Annotated in this window: 18 protein-coding genes; 6 read left to right on the top strand and 12 right to left on the bottom strand. The window is 56.4% G+C overall.

Annotated features, from left to right (window positions below):
* The first annotated feature begins 15 nt into the window (after positions 1–15).
* A complete protein-coding gene (locus tag ACR0NA_RS16530; protein WP_480730735.1) occupies positions 16–951 on the top strand; it encodes an SDR family NAD(P)-dependent oxidoreductase in 936 nt (311 codons plus the stop codon).
* Positions 952–1,366: 415 nt separating this feature from the next.
* On the opposite strand, the gene ACR0NA_RS16525 is transcribed toward ACR0NA_RS16530, so the two are convergent.
* The 3 genes from ACR0NA_RS16525 to ACR0NA_RS16515 all read right to left on the bottom strand — a co-directional run bounded on the left by ACR0NA_RS16525 (position 1,367) and on the right by ACR0NA_RS16515 (position 3,595).
* Complete coding sequence (locus tag ACR0NA_RS16525) at positions 1,367–2,176, bottom strand: SDR family NAD(P)-dependent oxidoreductase (RefSeq protein WP_480730733.1); 810 nt, start codon at positions 2,174–2,176, stop codon at positions 1,367–1,369.
* A gap of 74 nt (positions 2,177–2,250) precedes the next feature.
* Complete coding sequence (locus ACR0NA_RS16520; protein ID WP_480730731.1) at positions 2,251–2,553, bottom strand: DUF1330 domain-containing protein; 303 nt, start codon at positions 2,551–2,553, stop codon at positions 2,251–2,253.
* Between the two features lie 37 nt (positions 2,554–2,590).
* Positions 2,591–3,595 (bottom strand): zinc-binding alcohol dehydrogenase family protein, encoded by a 1,005-nt coding sequence (locus ACR0NA_RS16515; protein ID WP_480730729.1) that lies wholly within the window; start codon positions 3,593–3,595, stop codon positions 2,591–2,593.
* A gap of 108 nt (positions 3,596–3,703) precedes the next feature.
* Here ACR0NA_RS16515 and ACR0NA_RS16510 point away from each other — a divergent pair, with 108 nt between their 5' ends.
* Positions 3,704–4,591, top strand: coding sequence for a LysR family transcriptional regulator (locus ACR0NA_RS16510; RefSeq protein ID WP_480730727.1), 888 nt, complete (start codon positions 3,704–3,706; stop codon positions 4,589–4,591).
* A gap of 210 nt (positions 4,592–4,801) precedes the next feature.
* Here the strand turns inward: ACR0NA_RS16510 and ACR0NA_RS16505 are convergent, their stop codons facing one another.
* Positions 4,802–5,176 carry a DUF4345 family protein gene (locus tag ACR0NA_RS16505; protein WP_480730725.1) on the bottom strand — a complete coding sequence of 125 codons (375 nt, stop codon included), beginning with the start codon at positions 5,174–5,176 and terminating at the stop codon, positions 4,802–4,804.
* A gap of 17 nt (positions 5,177–5,193) precedes the next feature.
* Complete coding sequence (locus tag ACR0NA_RS16500; protein WP_480730723.1) at positions 5,194–6,117, bottom strand: SDR family NAD(P)-dependent oxidoreductase; 924 nt, start codon at positions 6,115–6,117, stop codon at positions 5,194–5,196.
* Positions 6,118–6,260: 143 nt separating this feature from the next.
* Here ACR0NA_RS16500 and ACR0NA_RS16495 point away from each other — a divergent pair, with 143 nt between their 5' ends.
* Entirely contained in the window at positions 6,261–7,172 is a 912-nt protein-coding gene (locus ACR0NA_RS16495) for a LysR family transcriptional regulator (RefSeq protein WP_480730721.1), read from the top strand.
* A 57-nt stretch (positions 7,173–7,229) separates the two neighbouring features.
* On the opposite strand, the gene ACR0NA_RS16490 is transcribed toward ACR0NA_RS16495, so the two are convergent.
* Entirely contained in the window at positions 7,230–7,532 is a 303-nt protein-coding gene (locus ACR0NA_RS16490) for a YciI family protein (RefSeq protein ID WP_480730719.1), read from the bottom strand.
* 88 nt (positions 7,533–7,620) lie between these two features.
* Between ACR0NA_RS16490 and ACR0NA_RS16485 the strand changes: the two genes are divergently transcribed.
* The gene (locus ACR0NA_RS16485) at positions 7,621–8,493 is read left to right on the top strand and encodes a LysR family transcriptional regulator (RefSeq protein WP_480730717.1); all 873 of its coding nucleotides are present in this window, start codon (positions 7,621–7,623) and stop codon (positions 8,491–8,493) included.
* Between the two features lie 24 nt (positions 8,494–8,517).
* On the opposite strand, the gene ACR0NA_RS16480 is transcribed toward ACR0NA_RS16485, so the two are convergent.
* From ACR0NA_RS16480 to ACR0NA_RS16465, 4 genes are all read right to left on the bottom strand, one after another.
* On the bottom strand, positions 8,518–8,928 hold the full coding sequence (locus ACR0NA_RS16480) for a hypothetical protein (RefSeq protein ID WP_480730879.1): 411 nt from the start codon (positions 8,926–8,928) through the stop codon (positions 8,518–8,520).
* An 80-nt stretch (positions 8,929–9,008) separates the two neighbouring features.
* Positions 9,009–9,182: a hypothetical protein gene (locus tag ACR0NA_RS16475; RefSeq protein WP_480730715.1), complete on the bottom strand. Its 174-nt coding sequence runs from the start codon at positions 9,180–9,182 to the stop codon at positions 9,009–9,011.
* Between the two features lie 19 nt (positions 9,183–9,201).
* Positions 9,202–9,663, bottom strand: coding sequence for a cupin domain-containing protein (locus tag ACR0NA_RS16470; protein WP_480730713.1), 462 nt, complete (start codon positions 9,661–9,663; stop codon positions 9,202–9,204).
* A 70-nt stretch (positions 9,664–9,733) separates the two neighbouring features.
* Positions 9,734–10,591, bottom strand: a complete 858-nt coding sequence (locus ACR0NA_RS16465; protein ID WP_480730711.1) for an MBL fold metallo-hydrolase — start codon at positions 10,589–10,591, stop codon at positions 9,734–9,736.
* A 96-nt stretch (positions 10,592–10,687) separates the two neighbouring features.
* On the opposite strand from ACR0NA_RS16465, the gene ACR0NA_RS16460 reads away from it, so the two are divergent.
* Positions 10,688–11,584 (top strand): LysR substrate-binding domain-containing protein, encoded by an 897-nt coding sequence (locus ACR0NA_RS16460; RefSeq protein ID WP_480730709.1) that lies wholly within the window; start codon positions 10,688–10,690, stop codon positions 11,582–11,584.
* A gap of 73 nt (positions 11,585–11,657) precedes the next feature.
* Here the strand turns inward: ACR0NA_RS16460 and ACR0NA_RS16455 are convergent, their stop codons facing one another.
* The gene (locus ACR0NA_RS16455) at positions 11,658–13,310 is read right to left on the bottom strand and encodes an ABC transporter substrate-binding protein (RefSeq protein ID WP_480730707.1); all 1,653 of its coding nucleotides are present in this window, start codon (positions 13,308–13,310) and stop codon (positions 11,658–11,660) included.
* 46 nt (positions 13,311–13,356) lie between these two features.
* Positions 13,357–14,394, bottom strand: coding sequence for an aromatic ring-hydroxylating dioxygenase subunit alpha (locus ACR0NA_RS16450; RefSeq protein WP_480730705.1), 1,038 nt, complete (start codon positions 14,392–14,394; stop codon positions 13,357–13,359).
* Positions 14,395–14,551: 157 nt separating this feature from the next.
* On the opposite strand from ACR0NA_RS16450, the gene ACR0NA_RS16445 reads away from it, so the two are divergent.
* Positions 14,552–15,682, top strand: coding sequence for an aromatic ring-hydroxylating oxygenase subunit alpha (locus ACR0NA_RS16445; RefSeq protein ID WP_480730703.1), 1,131 nt, complete (start codon positions 14,552–14,554; stop codon positions 15,680–15,682).
* Positions 15,683–15,718 lie beyond the last annotated feature (36 nt).

Below are 15,718 nucleotides of genomic sequence, written 5' to 3'. Positions count from 1 at the left end.
AGTAGGAGACCCCTCATGTCCTTCGATAGAAACTCCACCACCAGCGATGTTCTGCAGGGCATCGATCTGACCGGAAAAACCGCACTTGTGACCGGTGGCTCAACCGGGCTGGGGGCCGAAACGGCCCGTGCGCTGGCAAGCTGCGGCGCGTCAGTGACCATCGTGGCACGGTCTGCGGAAAAACTGGCCAAGGTCGCAGAGACCATTAAAGCGGAAACCGGTCAGGACGTGGAAACCGCGACGTTGGAGCTGGATAAACCCGACACCATCCGGGCCTTTGCCGAAAACTGGCTGGCAACACATGACACGCTCGACATCCTGGTCAACAACGCAGGCATCATGGCAACCCCTCTGACGCGGACCGCCGAAGGCTGGGAAAGCCAGTTCGCCACTAACCACCTTGGGCATTTCCTGCTGACCAATCTGCTGGCCAAGCCAATCAAGGCCGCGGACGCAGCACGAATTGTCAACCTGTCTTCAGCCGGACATTGGTATTCGACCGTTGATCTGGACGATCCGAATTACCTGAACCGTGATTATGAACCGATGCAGGCTTATGGGCAGTCAAAGACTGCAAACATCTGGTTTACGCTCGAACTCGCCCGCCGATGGGCTGACCACGGCGTCACCAGCTTTGCCGTGCACCCCGGTGGCATCCAGACCGAACTGGGCCGCAATCTGGACTCCGCCCTGTTGGAACGGTTTGAGCAAATGATCAGGGACTACCCTGATCTCTGGAAAACCATCCCCCAAGGCGCCGCGACGTCTTGTTGGGCTGCGACTTCCCCTGACTTGAACGGCCAGACCGGCCTCTATCTGGAAGACTGTCACGTCGCCGAACCGGGTGGCAAAGACATTATGGAAGGCGGTCATGTCCCACACGCTTACGATGCGGACGGCGCACAAGAACTCTGGTCTCTGTCGAACACGTTGCTGCGAACCAGTTTCTGAAGACTTGGGGAAATGCAATGCCGCCCGCAATCTCGGGCGGCAACCCATACCGTTCACCGCATCCTCGTAAATACGCGTTCAGATTTGACAATTGGACGATCGAAGCGGCACGGAAAACCGACCGTCTTTCGAATAGAAACTGGCAATATACATCTGGCCACTTACGCGTCCTATCGCGCGGACAATGCGGTTTGTTTGACGGACTTCGCCCCTGCACAATACCCGGGCTTCTAATCCGCTCGTGAGATTTGAACGGCGGTTCGAGCGCTTGGGCCCTATCAGGGAAATCGGCGGGGTGCCCCCATGCTCAAGGCGAGAATTCGATCTTCTTTTTCGGGTTTGATTAGAAAACCATGCAGAGATCAGAGGTTGGCAGAATGTTCGGTCAAGAAAAGGTAAACCATTGCGATCACACTCATCGCACCTTCGTTTCATATTCACCGACATGAGACGCAATCACGTCGACTACACTGCTTACTCTCGATCGGTCGGAAGCGCCGTGATGGGGAGCCGCAAACTTCCCCGTGTCATTATCGAAATATCGCCCGGACGCGTTGGCGAATTCCTTAGACAGCGCAGCCCTGATCAATATGTCCGCGCCGATATCAATGTCATTGCCCGCAACACCAAATCCTTCCTTCACCATATTTGTGGCCAGCAGAGAGCCGGGATTGACAGCGATCGAGACCGGGCCCAACGGAAATTCTTGAGCGAAAGCCTGGCTCCACATAGTTATGGCCAGTTTGCTTTGTGCGTAAGCTTCCATCGCCTCAAGTGTTCGTTGACCGTTCATTGCAGCAAGATCTACCGGCGCCTGTGCGGCTGAGGACAGATGAATAACACGCCCATCTTTGGGCAGGATCGGCAGCAGCATCCGGGTTAGCAGAGCAGGTGCGAATGTGTTGACAACAAACCGGACGTCCAGCCCATCGGGCGTCATGGGAGTTGGCGTTCTGAGCACGCCGGCATTGTTGATGAGCACGTCCAGATGCTTATGCGTAGCAAGCACAGAATGCGCGAGACGCTGAACGTCCTCCAGGTTGGACAGATCCGCGAGAAAAGCATCCACCTCCGCGCCCTGCGCTTTCAGATCATCTGACACCGCGTTCAGTTTACCGGAGTTGCGGCCGTGGATCAGCAGGTGGTGGCCCTGTTGGGCAAGCGCCTGCGCCGTGGCGCGACCTATTCCGTCGGTCGCTCCTGTGATGAGAATGGTTTTAGGCATCATGGTTTCCTCAACTGAACTGCGGTAGGTCACGACGCTAAAAGGGCCGTCTAGATGGCGACAGCCCGATTGCATCAGGCAAGGTCGTCCTTACCTACTATCAAATAGTGATTGCTGACCGATCCGTTTGTCCGGGCAGCAAGGTGGGGTGCGTAGTCTTCATCCTGCATGAAGGCCAATGCTGCCTCTTTCGAAGGCCACTCAATGATGATCCGCAGCGCCGCGGGCTTGGCGTCGCCTTCGACCTGTTCATGATTGGCTGTGCGGGCAATGTAGCGTCCGCCATGTGCTGCGACACGTTCATTGGCAGTCGGCAGGTAGCCGGGAATCCAGTCTTCGTTTGTGGGCGTCACGTCCAGAACAGAATAGTAAGTCATTGCATATATTCCTTGATTTCGGGGTTGTGCGAAAGAACTAGAAGCCGGGCAAAACCTGCTTGCCGATGACCCGGCCGCTTTCCTGCCGCAGATGAGCATCGGTCAGTGTTTCGACCGTAAGTTCCCTGGCGCGCTCCGTGGCGGTCGAGATCAGGTCTCCTGCATCCAGCATGGCAGAGACCCTGTTCAGTAGTTCACGCTGAACCTCGATGTCCTTTGTTCCAAACATCGAACGTGTGAACATGAACTCCCACGAGATCGTCAGCGCCTTGGGCTTGGCGGGTGCAATGTCAAAATTCTCAGGATCGTCGATCAGGGCCACATGGCCGCGCGGTGCAATCAGTTCGATGATCGCGGGCCAGTGTTGATCGGTTGCAGTCAGGGCCGCCACATAGTCCGGCTCTAGTCTAAGCGCGCGCATCTGGGCCACCAGATCTCCACGATGATTGATCACGTGATCAGCCCCCATCTTGCGCACCCAGTCCTCGGTCTCGGGGCGCGACGCAGTTGCGATCACAGTCAACTTGGTCAGCTTTTTCGCCAACTGGATCAGGATCGAACCGACCCCGCCTGCGCCGCCAATGACCAGCAAGCTTTTGCCCGCTCCGCAGCCTTCGGTCAGGCGGAAACTATCGAACAGCATTTCCCAAGCGGTGATCGATGTCAGGGGCATTCCGGCTGCTTCTACAAAATCCAGAGAAGTGGGTTTGCGCCCGACGATGCGTTCATCCACCGCCTGCAATTCTGCGTTGGAACCGGGGCGGGTTACGTCCCCAGCATAGAATACTTCGTCGCCGAATTTGTAGCCGGTGACTTCGGGCCCAACCTCTACCACCACGCCCGCCGCGTCAAAACCCAGAATGCCCGGGCCGTTTTCGGGGGCCCGGATTGCGCGCAGTTTCACATCCACCGGGTTCAGGGAAAGCCCCTTTACCTGCACCAACAGGTCGCGCGGTCCGGGCTGCGGCTTGTCCGCATCAAAAAGGCGCAGCGCACCCGCACCATCCACTGGCCCAATCCGGTCGTATCCGATCGCTTTCATCTCTTGCCGTGCTCCTTGGCGTTTCGCTTGGAAGGCAATTTATTCATTGCTATTCGTATAAAAACTGCCGATTTTTGAATTCAGTTTTTTGATTTTCAGGATAATCCTATGGACACTCAGTCGATCCGCCTGTTCGTACGCGCGGCGGAGCAATTGAACATTTCAGGCGCCGGGCGCAGCCTCGGCCTCGCCCCTGCAATTGCCAGCGCCCGTTTGGCTAAGTTGGAGCATGAACTGGGTGTCGAACTGCTGCATCGCACAACCCGCAAGGTGTCGCTCAGCCAAGAAGGAGAGGCCTTCCTGCCCTACGCGCGTGAAATCCTTGCCCAGGCCGATGCCGGGTGTGCGGCACTTGGGCTAGGTGCAGCCGCGCCCACCGGCACCTTGCGTTTTGCCGCGCCCAGCAGTTTTGCACAGTTGCACATCATGCCGTTGCTGCCCGAGTTTCAGGCGCTTCACCCCGGTATCACTTTGGATTTGCGTCTTTCTGATACCCGTTTTGATCTGATCGAAGGCAGCTTTGACCTCGCGCTACGCAGCGCCCCCTTGCAGGATAGCAGCCTGAAGGGGCGAAAACTGGCAGACGATACCCGTATCCTTTGCGCGTCCCCCACCTATCTAGAGGCACGGGGCACACCCCAGAAACCTGAAGACCTGAGCCATCATGACTTTCTTGCCTGGTCGGATCTGGCTCCTCGGGACCTAAATGATGGGGATGGAACGCTGTTCACGCTTGATCCCAAGGAAGTGCATTGCCGCACGATCCTTGATGACGGCGCCTCTCAGCGCGTCGCCACTATGGCCGGCGCAGGCATATCCATTAATTCGCTCTGGAATATCGCGCATGAGATCGCCTCAGGGCGGTTGGTTCACATTCTGCCCGATTGGCAGCTGAACGACCGGTCCGTTCTATGGCTGATCTACCCACGCTCAAACGTTCTGACCCCAAAAGTGCGTTGTTTTATGGATTTCCTGATCAAACGGCTTGGATCCTGACAAGCTGCAAACCGCAGCGTAGAGTTTCGCGTATCATTTTGGCTGGACCGATGTGGAAATAGCGGCGATCGACCAATGGTGGACCTGAGCGACCTCTATCTCCTGAAACGGTCTCTGCTGATCTTAGCAGCTTCCGTCATTTCAGCGCAGTAGCCGACACCCGGCAAAGAGACTATGCGCTCTGCCGGGTGGTTTTGTTTTGAATACGGGTCACGCAGTCGGGTTCTGATAGGCCACCAGCAGGACCGCGATGATCACCAGCTCGACCACCAATGGTGGAACAACTGCCTTGTCGAACCCGTCGATCAGAATGCCAACAACTCGCCCGAAGGCTACGACGCCCATCAGGATTGCAACGGCCACAAAGCCCAGCGTCTGTCCGGTGATCAGGCCGATCACCAACAGTGCGGCAGAAGACAGGAACAATCCGCCGATTACTGAGCGGATGGTGCTGAGTCCGGCTGTGCCCACAGGTTCGATGCCAAAGTTGGCGACCATGCGGCGTGGCGCGAACATCGACATGATTCCAAGGCCCGTCAGCATGAAGGTGACAAGGATGACAAGGGCGTTCAACGTGGTTTCCATTTCAATTCTCCTTTGGCTCAGGCGAACTGGCGCAGGGCCTGGTTGGCATTTTCCTGAGTGGCGATGTCCGACAGGGCCCCATCAATGCTGGCCTGATCCACGACCGGCCCTGTGGGATATCCTGTTTGACTGGCATAGAAGTGGCCGGTCTTGAATTCGGGGTTGAGCAACCCGTCCAGATACCGCTTTGCACCGGTTTCAACGCTGTGCATCATGCCGAACATCGGCATCAGTACACCGCCAACATGCTTGAAGAAGATGCGCTTCATGAGCGGAAGATCGTCAAAACCCGCAGTGCCAGCGGTGCCGCCGGGGCTCATGGTTACAAAGCGGATATGCGGGTGCTGACGCGCCATCGCGCCCATCCACAGGGTCGCGGTGAGCTTGGCATAGCCGTAGGTCTTCATCGGATCGCCCTCGGGGCCGAATTTGCTGCCATCGGCGATTGACCTGAACTCGTCCACGGTTCCTTCGGACAGGTCGGGGCGCTCCATACCCATCTTTGGAATACCGCGAGCGGCCTCGGACCCGGCATATAGGACAGTGGATGTCACCAATTGGCGCTCCAACAGCTCATCCACCAACACCACATGTCCCAATACGTTGGTGGCGAAGATGTTGGTTACGCCTTCATCAGTGAGGCTGTTAGGTTGCCGCCCACCTGTACCGCCCGCATTCAGAATGACAGCGTCAATCGGGGTGGTGAGTTTCGCCACAGCCGCACGAACCGTGGTAGGGTCGGTGACGTCCATCAGGACATTCTCAAATATCTTACGTCCGGTATCACTTTCCAACGCCGCTCTGGCGGCCTCGGCTTTGGTTCGGTTGCGGCAGGCCAGATAGATTTTTTCGATGCCTTTCTGCAGCGCAAGCTGTCGCGCGGCCTCGCGACCCAGACCGGCATTGGCGCCGGTGATGAGCACGGATTGGATCGGTTTCATGTTGCGTTTCCTTTGCCATTTTCCCAGGGCCCGGATCGGGGTCCTTTCTGTTGTCCGGAAATAACGTGTTTGGAAATCGCCGTGTATATGGGTAAAACTGGACACAGCGTGTCAAATATGAACCACATTACTGAGGTCTGCCGATGCTGCAGGAAAGCCATGCCTTCAACTGGGACGACCTGAAAGTCTTTCTGGCGGTGGCCCGCACCGGCACGATCCGGGGCGGCGCCGAGAGTATCCTGATCAACCACACCACGCTGACACGACGCTTGTCCCTGATGGAGGAACGACTGGGTAGCCGTTTGTTTGACCGCTCGAAACAGGGGCTCGCCTTGACCCAATTGGGCGAGGACTTGCTTCCTTATGCCGAGCGGGTCGAAGAAGAAATGACTGCCGCCTCGCGTGTGGTCATCGGACGCGACGCACAGCCGTCCGGCACCGTCTATCTGACCCTGCCCCACGGGCTGGCAATGACATCGATCATGGATGATCTGGCGGCCTTTGCAGATCTCTACCCGGACATCATACTCAACATGAACTTCACCAATGACGTGGCCGACCTGACGCGGCGCGAGGCGGATGTGTCCCTACGTGTGGCCCACGAGGTGAGCGACGACGTGGTCGGGCGAAAGCTGGTTCAGATGTCACAAGCCGCCTATTGTAGCAAGGAATATGCCGCACGCATCCGCGACAACGGGGGTGAAGGGCTTAACCTGATCGGCTGGCACGAGCCCGAAAGCGATGTGACCGCGAAATGGGTGAAGGACAGTTGCTATCCGAAAGCACAGTTAAAACACCGCGTCTCTGAGCTGGTGCCGTTGATCACCCTCGCGGCGTCCGGTCTCGGCATGGCCTATCTGGCCTGCAATATCGGTGACCGACACCCCGAATTGATCCGTGCACCCTTTCAGAAGCCGCTTCCGTATCGCGGCCTCTGGCTGCTTTTGCACCGTGATCTTCGCAATACAGCTCGCGTGCGATTGTTCGTCGATTTTCTTGCGGACAGGGTTACCGCCCGCAAAAACGAGTTTTGGGTAAAAGGGACCGAGGGCTAACCCGGTGGGTCGACTCAAGGAGCTTATTGAAACGATCAATTCGAGCTCAAGCAAACCTCAATCAGGGGTCATCCCCCGGCCGTTCCGGTAGACCTGTTTCCAGGCCAGAATAGAAAAGGACGCCCTAAGCCCCGTCGGCCAAAAAGGATCGCGATGGATCAGTTTCACGACCTCGCTTTGATCCTCTGCATCGACAATCCAAATACCGTCTCGCCCACCCTTCTCTGTATCCGTCAGCGGCCCGGCGGCTTCTACCGTCGCGGCGTTGGCTTCGAGAAATGCGATATGCTCTTTCATGTGTGCCGCCCGAATGCCGGGATCGGCATCTGCGGCATCTTCAAACAGGACGATGAACTTCATTGAGGGCCCTCACTTTGCTGTGCCGGGCCACTATGACAGAGCAAAGTTGCTGTTTGGCAAAGCCATTTTGCCATTCTAATCTGCAAAAATGCAGGATCATGATTGGGATGACTTCAAATATCTGCTCGCGCTGCACAGAACAGGCACGCTGTCAGGCGCGGCACAGCGGTGCGGCGTGAATGAAACGACGGTCGCGCGGCGTTTGAAACGGCTGCAACAGGCGTTGGGAACAACGTTGTTTGTCCGAAGTGAAACGGGTCGGCACCAGTTGGCGGAAGAAGCTCACCAGATACTTGATCACGCTGAAGCCATGGAACGCGAAAACATGGCATTGCGTGAGCGACTGGACCAGAACTCTGGTCGCATCGAAGGCACAGTCAGGATCAGCGCCGTTCCCGTGATCATCAATCATATTCTATTGCCTCACCTTCGAAAGCTGGACGACAAGCATCCGCATCTGATCGTCGAGCTGGTTCCTGAAGCACGAAACATAGACCTGACAAAACGAGAAGCCGATCTGGCCATCCGTTTCTCCCGCCCCGAACAGGGCGGTTTGACGACAAAGGCCCAAAAACTCGGCGGGCTTGAGTTTGATGTGTTTTGCGGAACTCAGCTGACACCGGAACAACAGGATAGTGCTGACTGGATTTGCTACGATGCTGCCTCGGCGTTTCTTCCGCAGGCGCGATGGACGGAGAAGCTTCGAAGGCAACTCAAACAGCGCCCATGCGGTTTCCGTGTTTCGGATATCGATACTGCACTGGAGGCAACGGCGAGGGGCTATGGGAAAGCTGTCCTGCCGAAGCTGGTTTGCAGCGCGAACAAACGGTTTCGTTGTATCGGCGCAGATTCATCGAAGTCAGCCATGGCGCGGGATGTGTGGCTGCTATCGCATTCAGATGAAGCGCGATTGTCAGTAACCACCGTCAAATCCTGGTTGGCCGAATTGTCCTGGGCCTGACCACCGCGCGATGGGGATGCCATATCAGACATCGACCGTAACAGTCAGATCTGCATAAGGGGCCTCCACAGGCGTGAACGGCGCGATACCCGCGCGGGTCATCAGTTCATGAAATGGCGTTGAAATCTGTTCCGGAAAATCGAGTTCCGCCACCATGGTCAGGCTTCGCAGGTCCGACAGGGCAGTCAGTGTGTCGAAACTGAAATTGCCGGTCAGAAAGGGAGTGACTCCGGGAAGCGCAGCTTCAACCTCAGCAACAAGCTGCGGAGTTTGCGCAAGAGCATCCGCAAATGCCATTCCGATCCGCTCTGGCATTGCTCTTTCAAAGAACGCGCGGGCCTCGGACGATGCCAGTTCGGGAGTATTCAAGTGCGGCATGCGCGGATAGCACAGGGCATTTAACGGTGTGGCAATCGCCTTGCGCCATTCCTCCAATTCAGGGCCGGTGCCATAAGAGGACAATAACGGACTGCCGATTGCGCCGATATAACGAATGATCTCTGTGCTGCCCCGGATCAGCGTCTCGCCATCCCCAAAATCGGAACGGTCAACCTCTCGATCCGGCCGTCAAGCTCGGGCGGGATCTGCCCCGGCGCTACATAGACGAGATCGGGCCACAGATCCTTTAGACCGGCTATTATGCGAGCTCGCACACAGAACAGGCAGGTTTCAAAGATATAGAGTTTCATTGAAACCACCCCATCGCCTTTACAGGTAGACAACACCAAAACGGTCTTCGATCAGCTTGAGGTCCCGTTTTCCGGTTTCATTCTGGCGAGATGTTTCGGCCATGAAATCCTCGGCCCAATCGCCGGGGAAGATATAGCTGATGATCTTGGCTGTCGTGCTGCCCACATTTTTCATGTAGTGGGAAACGCCGCGCGGACATTGGATGCTGGCGCCGGGCCCCGCTCTGAATACCTCATCACCGATTTTGACCTCTAGTTCACCTTCGATGATGTGGAAGGTCTGGTCTTCCCATTTGTGGTAGTGATCCGGGATACAGCTGCCGGGCGCAATTTCACCCGCACCGAAAACATATTCCGACTGTGTGTCCTCTTTGCTAGCCGCGACCGAGGTGTATTCGTTTTCGGCCATAAAATACTTGCGGCCTTCATGCCAACCGCTGATCACCGTCTTCTTGCCAGTGGTTTCGGTTTTCTTGGACATATCATGCTCCGTTTTCGGGTCATTTGCGAGTAACAGCACCGGGCAGCGAGTCTGTCCGGTGCTGTTCAGGTCAGTGGCCGTGCCAGATCGAATAGGCCATGCGCTCCACATGGGCAGGCAGGTTCTGGTCATACATGAACCAGTGTCTGAACTCGGGCAGCTCGACCGTTTCCTTCAATTCCTCGACTGTCTTGCCTGCAGCAAGACCTTCTGACACGGCTTTGAACAGCGCCTCGTTGAAAGCCAAATCCTCGGCCAGTTGCTCCGGCGACGACATCGGCATGTGTCCTGACACCACCGTGTCGAAATCCAATTCGGTCGTCACACGACGCAGGGTGTTCAGCGAGCCTACGTAGTCATGCGTGTTCAGGCGGCCGGGAAGGTTCACGAAACCCTGAAGGTGCCAATCGACCGCCATAAGAACCTTGTCTTCCGGCATGTAGATGGCGCTGTTGCACTGACCATCGTTCGAACCGTAGTAGCGCATTTCGACCACCTTGCCGCCAAGCTCGAACCGGTATTCGTCCCCTTCATAGGTTACGTCAGGTTGCACGACCCGGTTTTCCAGATCACGGCCCAGCAACTCCGTGCACCCCTCGTGCGTGATAAACTCGGCGCCTTCCTCTTTGAATATCTGCCCCCCGCGGGAATGGTCGAAATGCGGATGAGAGTAGAGCACCTTGACCACAGGTTGATCCGTCAGCTTTGCGATTTCGGCGCGCATTGCTGCAGCACGAAATTCCTGATTGGGGTCCACAACGATAACGCCGTCATCGGTGATTACGATCAGGCTGGAATAATGCGCTATGTGGAACTGATAGACACCGTCTTTCAGCTCGGTCATGACTGGTTTCACCTCGTCGTCAGCAGCGACCGAGGCGTTCGAAAAGGCAGTTGCGGCTGCAAGCGCGGTGAGAATACGTTTCATGGCACGGGCCTCCTGTTGTCTGGGAGGTAATATATACTTGACGAAAGCAGGCATAATTAGAGCATTTTGCAACACAGTACTTACTAAAGGTATCGAATGGATAAGCTCAGAAAGATGGCTGTTTTCGCCCGCGTGGTTGAACTGGGCAGCTTCGCATCCGCTGCCGCCGACCAAAACGTTACACCCGCCATCGTAGGTCGCCATGTGGCCGATCTTGAAGCAATGCTGGGTCTGCGGCTGATCAACCGCACCACCCGGTCGATGGAGGTAACAGATGCCGGTCAACGCTACTATCACGGGTGCAAAACCATGCTGGACCAGATTGCGGAACTGGAGCAGGAAGTCGCGGACCGAAAAGGCGTCGGTCCTTCGGGCATTGTCCGCGTAGCAGCGCCCGAAGGCATGGGAACACCACTGATGGATGCCGTTGAAAGTTTCCAGAAGCTATATCCAGACGTGTTGTTCGATCTGGTGATCGAGAATGATAAGACTGATTTTGTCAGTACAAACGTCGATCTTGCGATCCGGCTGGCAATATCGCTTGAAGATAGTTCCCTGATTGTCACCAAGCTGGCCGGCACCCGGCTGAGTTTGTTTGCCGCCCCATCCTATCTTGAGAGTAACGGCGTGCCGACCACCGTTCAGGAGCTCGACAACCATGCCTGTCTGGTATTCGGCGGCTCACGCTTTGGCGAAAGCTGGCCGCTGTTAACAAAGACTGGCCTGCGCAAATTGCGGCAACCCTGGCGCATGGTGGTAAACCAAACCCACATTTACCGAGAAGCGCTGATCCGGGGAATGGGGATCGGACTAATGCCGGAGATCATGGCTTTGGATCTGGTTGAGACCCAACAACTGTCTCCAATTTATCTTGATGACAGATTTCCAGACGTCGGCGTCTTCGGCGTTTATCCAGATAAGGCGTTCCAACCAAACCGCGTCCGTTTGTTTCTCGAACATTTGCGAAAAAAGCTCTCAGGAAAGGAAGTGTGAAACGGTGAACTTCAACCAACCAGGCATGAACGGCATGAACACAGCCCTATCAGACGAGTTCATGCCTTGTGTCTCAACCTGAATAGCCCAGCCGATACGGGAATATCTGCGACGCCGGATGCATGTCTGCGCCCATAACGTCAGGCTTGTGATGGCGATACAAGCTACGCCAGTAGGGTTGGATCGTAACGCCTTCTTCCTGCATGATCTCTTGCAGGCGTTTGGAGACTTCACGACGCTTATCGGCATCGGCGATGGCAAGCGCCTGATCCAGTAGGCTGTCGAATTCGGCGTTGTTGAAACCGGATTCGTTCCAGGACGCCCCACCGCGATAGGCGATATTGAGTACCTGCACACCCAGCGGGCGGTGGTTCCAGTTGGTTGTCGAGAACGGGTACTTGTTCCAGTCGTTCCAGAATGCCGCTGATGGCACTACGCTTCGGTTGACCTTGATACCGGCGTCCCGAAGTTGCGCAGCCGTGGCGTCCGCCGTGTCCTTCATCCAGCCTGTATCGATCGAAACAAGCTCATGTTCAAAGTCAGCCATTCCGGCCTCGTCAAGCAGGCGCAGGGCTTCCTCGGGGTTTCTCTCGATTTGCGGCAGCTTTGCATATTCCGGATGAACCGGTGACACGTGATGGTTTTCGCCGGTCGTACCCAAGCCGGAATACCCCAACTCCAAAACGGTGTTGTTGTCGACAGCAAGTGCCAGCGCCCGCCTGACGCGCATGTCGGAATATGGTTTGTTCCCTTCCACCTCGGCCAGTTGCTGAGGCCGCAGCACGACGGTCTGGCCGGTGACAACCTCGGATCTGGTCCAGCCGATATCATCAAGGACCGTGATGAAATCACCGGTGGATTCAAAAAGCATGTCCACTTCATCACTTTCAACGGCCGCCACGGATGTCACCATGTCCGTGCCGAAATCCAGAAACTCGACCCGGTCGAGGTAGGGACCACCGTAGATATCGGTACCCCACCAAGTAAAATCCGGTATCCGCTCGATCGCCAGTTTCGAGCCCACCGCGTGATCCACCAGCCGGTACGGTCCGGTACCGATCGCTGTTGACAGATCGCTGGGGTCAAAGGACGGGTGTGCGATGGCGGCGGCATAGTCGGCCATTGAAGGGATCAGGGTGATGTCCGAAATGCGCGGGCGCAGTACAATTGTGCTGTCGTCCTTTACCGTGATCGCACCCTCGGCCGCTTTTTCCGTGTCGGGATCAATCAAAGACGTCACACGGTTCGGCATCCCGTTGTCTTCAACGGATTTGTCGCACCATCCTTCGATAGCGCCTGCAACCTGTTCGACTGTCAGGTCTTCGCCATTGGCCCATTTGACACCTTTGCGCAGGTGTAGCACGTACTCTGTCGCGTCTTCGTTCACCTCCCAACTTTCCAGAAGCATGGGGCGGAACGTACCGTCGGCCTGATACTCGACAAGGCTTTCAAAACAACCGGTTGTAAGATTGCCCATCTCCACCGTGTCATACATGCGCGGCGCGCGCAGTTCACGCACCGGCATTGCAATGCGCAGTGTACCACCCTGTTTGGCAGAGGTTTGGGCCTGCGCGGGCGATGGCATTCCGATCAACGCATAGGCAGCACCGGCGGATACGCCAAGCGCAGTGGCCCGGGAAAGGAACTCACGTCGGCTCATCTCGCCGTTTCTGCATTCTGCAGCCCATTGATCTGCAGCCGGATGGGCAGTTCTGTCGGTGTTCATCTTTTAGCTCCTGTTGGGAAAGTCGCTGTTTTGTTGTTGCCGTTGATTAGGCGAGCGCTTTGTCTGCAGTGCGCTCCTGATCAATCAGCACTTCCAGTTGGCGGCGGAACCGCAGCTGTCCGCCGTCTATGGGCAGATCGATATGGGGGCTGGTTTTATTGGCCATGCCCTTCTGAACTTCGTTCAGGACTTCACGGTCCTCTTCGAAGGCGTGTTTGACGTCGTCGCTCATCATTCGCGACAGGCCCTCGTCATCAGGCCGGATGTTGCGCATCTGGAACCAGTAGTACCGGGTGCGGCCTTCGGTTTCGGGGGTCATGAAATTGTAGCTGTTCATGACAAACGTCTTGTCATGCAGAGGCCCGTCCTCACCCCCGGTACCAGCCGGAGTGAACACCGCTCGGATCAGCGCGTGACAGGGATAGCGGACCTCGTAGTGCTGCAGGCGATCGCAGTTGCCGTCGAATTCCACGATCTTTTTGTAGAACGGGGCGGGTTCCACATCCATCATCCAGCGCCAGACCGTGATGCCGTCATCCCGCTTGGTAATGCGCAGCGGCGTATCCTCGGTCGCGGCCTGCCCGAACGAGGACTGGTGAACCCATGCCACATGGGTCGGATCCAGCAGATTATCGGTGACAAACAGATAGTTGCAGTCAATCTCCAGCGCCTTGCCCCGGTTCATCCCCCAGTCAGGTTTGCCAAATTCCGGGATTTCGAAGATCTCGGACGCATCCGCCAGTGCAGGATTGCCCATCCAGATCCAGACAAGGCCATAACGTTCTTCGACCGGATAGGCGTGCACCTTGGCGTTTGACGGGATCCCCCCCTTGCCCGGAGCGCGCACGCATTGACCGGTGCAGTTGAAGGTCAGCCCATGATAGCCGCATTCCACATTGTCGCCCTTGCGGCGCCCCTTGCTGAGCGGCAGCTTGCGGTGCGGACAGGCGTCTTCCAGCGCAGCTATGCGCCCCTGCCCGTCGCGATACATGCAGACTTTTTGGCTCAAAAGAACGATCTGCTGAAGCTCATCAGTGATCTCATCGCTCCACGCGGCGACATACCATGCATTTTTCAGGAACATCTTTCAGTCTTGGTCCTTTTCAGAGTCACGCACACAAACATGACGGCCTATCCGGTCCAGTCCGCGTCTTGGGTGTGCAAAGATTCGGGCTAGTCACAGCAACCAGTATTCTCTATCTGTGATCACAGTTTGATTCTTCTGTCAAAGGATTTTTGCGATGCTGGATGGGAAAGCAGATCAGGTGAACGCTCTTCGCGAGCGTCTGGGAGAACTCGGAAATCTCGCACCGGAAGACGGTTATGCGATGCCCGCGGAATTCTATACGTCGCCGGATTTTCTTGAGCTGGAGACGAACGAAGTCCTGCGGTGTGAATGGATGTGCGTCGGCCACGTTGGAGAAATTCCAAACCCCGGCGACTATTTCACCACCGATTTGGCCGAGGAGCTGCTGATCGTTACCCGCGATATGGATGGACAGGTACGCGTTCTGTCCAATGTTTGCCGCCATCGGGGCAATCGAGTTGCCGAAGGCGCTGGCAACACGCGTAAATTCATCTGCCGCTATCATACCTGGAGCTATGATACGACCGGAGCCCTTGTCGCCGCCCCCTTGATGAAAGGGCAAACTAAATTCGACAAGAAAGGCTGCGGCCTGCCGGAATTTGCCAGCGAAATCTGGAAGGGTTGGATTTTTGTCAATCTCGATGGAAACGCGACACCTTTGACGCCGCGCCTTGAGGGATTGGGCGAAATCGTCAGAAACTATCACCCCGAGGATCGCTTTCTGGTTTTCATGGAAGAAGACAGCTGGGCCTGTAACTGGAAGGCCCTGTTTGAAAACTTCATGGAAGGGTATCACCTCAGCGCGACGCACCTGCATACCTTGCATCCGATCACGCCGACCAAGCTGTGCAAAAAGATGAAAAGCGGTGATGGCTGGACGGGCTATCACGCCTATTACGATCCGGACTACCCACCGCGCGGGCCGTTCCACCCCGACATGACCGAGGAAGAGCGAACCAATTCGCCCATGTACGGCGTGTTTCCGAACCTGGTGGTTGGTATGGCGACCAACTTCACCCTGTTCATGTGCCTGCGCCCTGCGGGGCCAGATCGCGTGAAAATCCGCTGGGGCGTTACCGGGCTGGAGAATGATCCAAAATCGGACAAGGTTCGGGACTACGTCTCGCTCTGCCGGTCATTCAACGCCGAAGACAAAGAAAAGCTGGAGGCATTGCAGCAGGCGTTGAAAACCCGCACCTATCAGGGTGGCCCCCTGGCCCCGGATGATTTTGAAGGCACGATCCGCGACTTCATCGGTTATATGTCGCGCCAGATCGGGGTGTAGAACTCGTCGCATTGCAAGGGCTGATTTGACAGGTAA

Source organism: Ruegeria sp. C11 (genome assembly GCF_056537725.1).
This window is presented reverse-complemented; position numbering and strand designations above follow the sequence as displayed.

What these genes read in the sequence shown, in the direction of transcription:
- ACR0NA_RS16490 (WP_480730719.1), bottom strand. Translation starts at nt 7,532, where the DNA reads ATGAAGTTCATCGTCCTGTTTGAAGATGCCGCAGATGCCGATCCCGGC.
- ACR0NA_RS16450 (WP_480730705.1), bottom strand. Translation starts at nt 14,394, where the DNA reads ATGTTCCTGAAAAATGCATGGTATGTCGCCGCGTGGAGCGATGAGATC.
- ACR0NA_RS16455 (WP_480730707.1), bottom strand. Translation starts at nt 13,310, where the DNA reads ATGAACACCGACAGAACTGCCCATCCGGCTGCAGATCAATGGGCTGCA.
- ACR0NA_RS16515 (WP_480730729.1), bottom strand. Translation starts at nt 3,595, where the DNA reads ATGAAAGCGATCGGATACGACCGGATTGGGCCAGTGGATGGTGCGGGT.
- ACR0NA_RS16510 (WP_480730727.1), top strand. Translation starts at nt 3,704, where the DNA reads ATGGACACTCAGTCGATCCGCCTGTTCGTACGCGCGGCGGAGCAATTG.
- ACR0NA_RS16485 (WP_480730717.1), top strand. Translation starts at nt 7,621, where the DNA reads ATGCAGGATCATGATTGGGATGACTTCAAATATCTGCTCGCGCTGCAC.
- ACR0NA_RS16470 (WP_480730713.1), bottom strand. Translation starts at nt 9,663, where the DNA reads ATGTCCAAGAAAACCGAAACCACTGGCAAGAAGACGGTGATCAGCGGT.
- ACR0NA_RS16525 (WP_480730733.1), bottom strand. Translation starts at nt 2,176, where the DNA reads ATGCCTAAAACCATTCTCATCACAGGAGCGACCGACGGAATAGGTCGC.
- ACR0NA_RS16505 (WP_480730725.1), bottom strand. Translation starts at nt 5,176, where the DNA reads ATGGAAACCACGTTGAACGCCCTTGTCATCCTTGTCACCTTCATGCTG.
- ACR0NA_RS16495 (WP_480730721.1), top strand. Translation starts at nt 6,261, where the DNA reads ATGCTGCAGGAAAGCCATGCCTTCAACTGGGACGACCTGAAAGTCTTT.
- ACR0NA_RS16465 (WP_480730711.1), bottom strand. Translation starts at nt 10,591, where the DNA reads ATGAAACGTATTCTCACCGCGCTTGCAGCCGCAACTGCCTTTTCGAAC.
- ACR0NA_RS16445 (WP_480730703.1), top strand. Translation starts at nt 14,552, where the DNA reads ATGCTGGATGGGAAAGCAGATCAGGTGAACGCTCTTCGCGAGCGTCTG.
- ACR0NA_RS16460 (WP_480730709.1), top strand. Translation starts at nt 10,688, where the DNA reads ATGGATAAGCTCAGAAAGATGGCTGTTTTCGCCCGCGTGGTTGAACTG.
- ACR0NA_RS16475 (WP_480730715.1), bottom strand. Translation starts at nt 9,182, where the DNA reads ATGAAACTCTATATCTTTGAAACCTGCCTGTTCTGTGTGCGAGCTCGC.
- ACR0NA_RS16530 (WP_480730735.1), top strand. Translation starts at nt 16, where the DNA reads ATGTCCTTCGATAGAAACTCCACCACCAGCGATGTTCTGCAGGGCATC.
- ACR0NA_RS16520 (WP_480730731.1), bottom strand. Translation starts at nt 2,553, where the DNA reads ATGACTTACTATTCTGTTCTGGACGTGACGCCCACAAACGAAGACTGG.
- ACR0NA_RS16500 (WP_480730723.1), bottom strand. Translation starts at nt 6,117, where the DNA reads ATGAAACCGATCCAATCCGTGCTCATCACCGGCGCCAATGCCGGTCTG.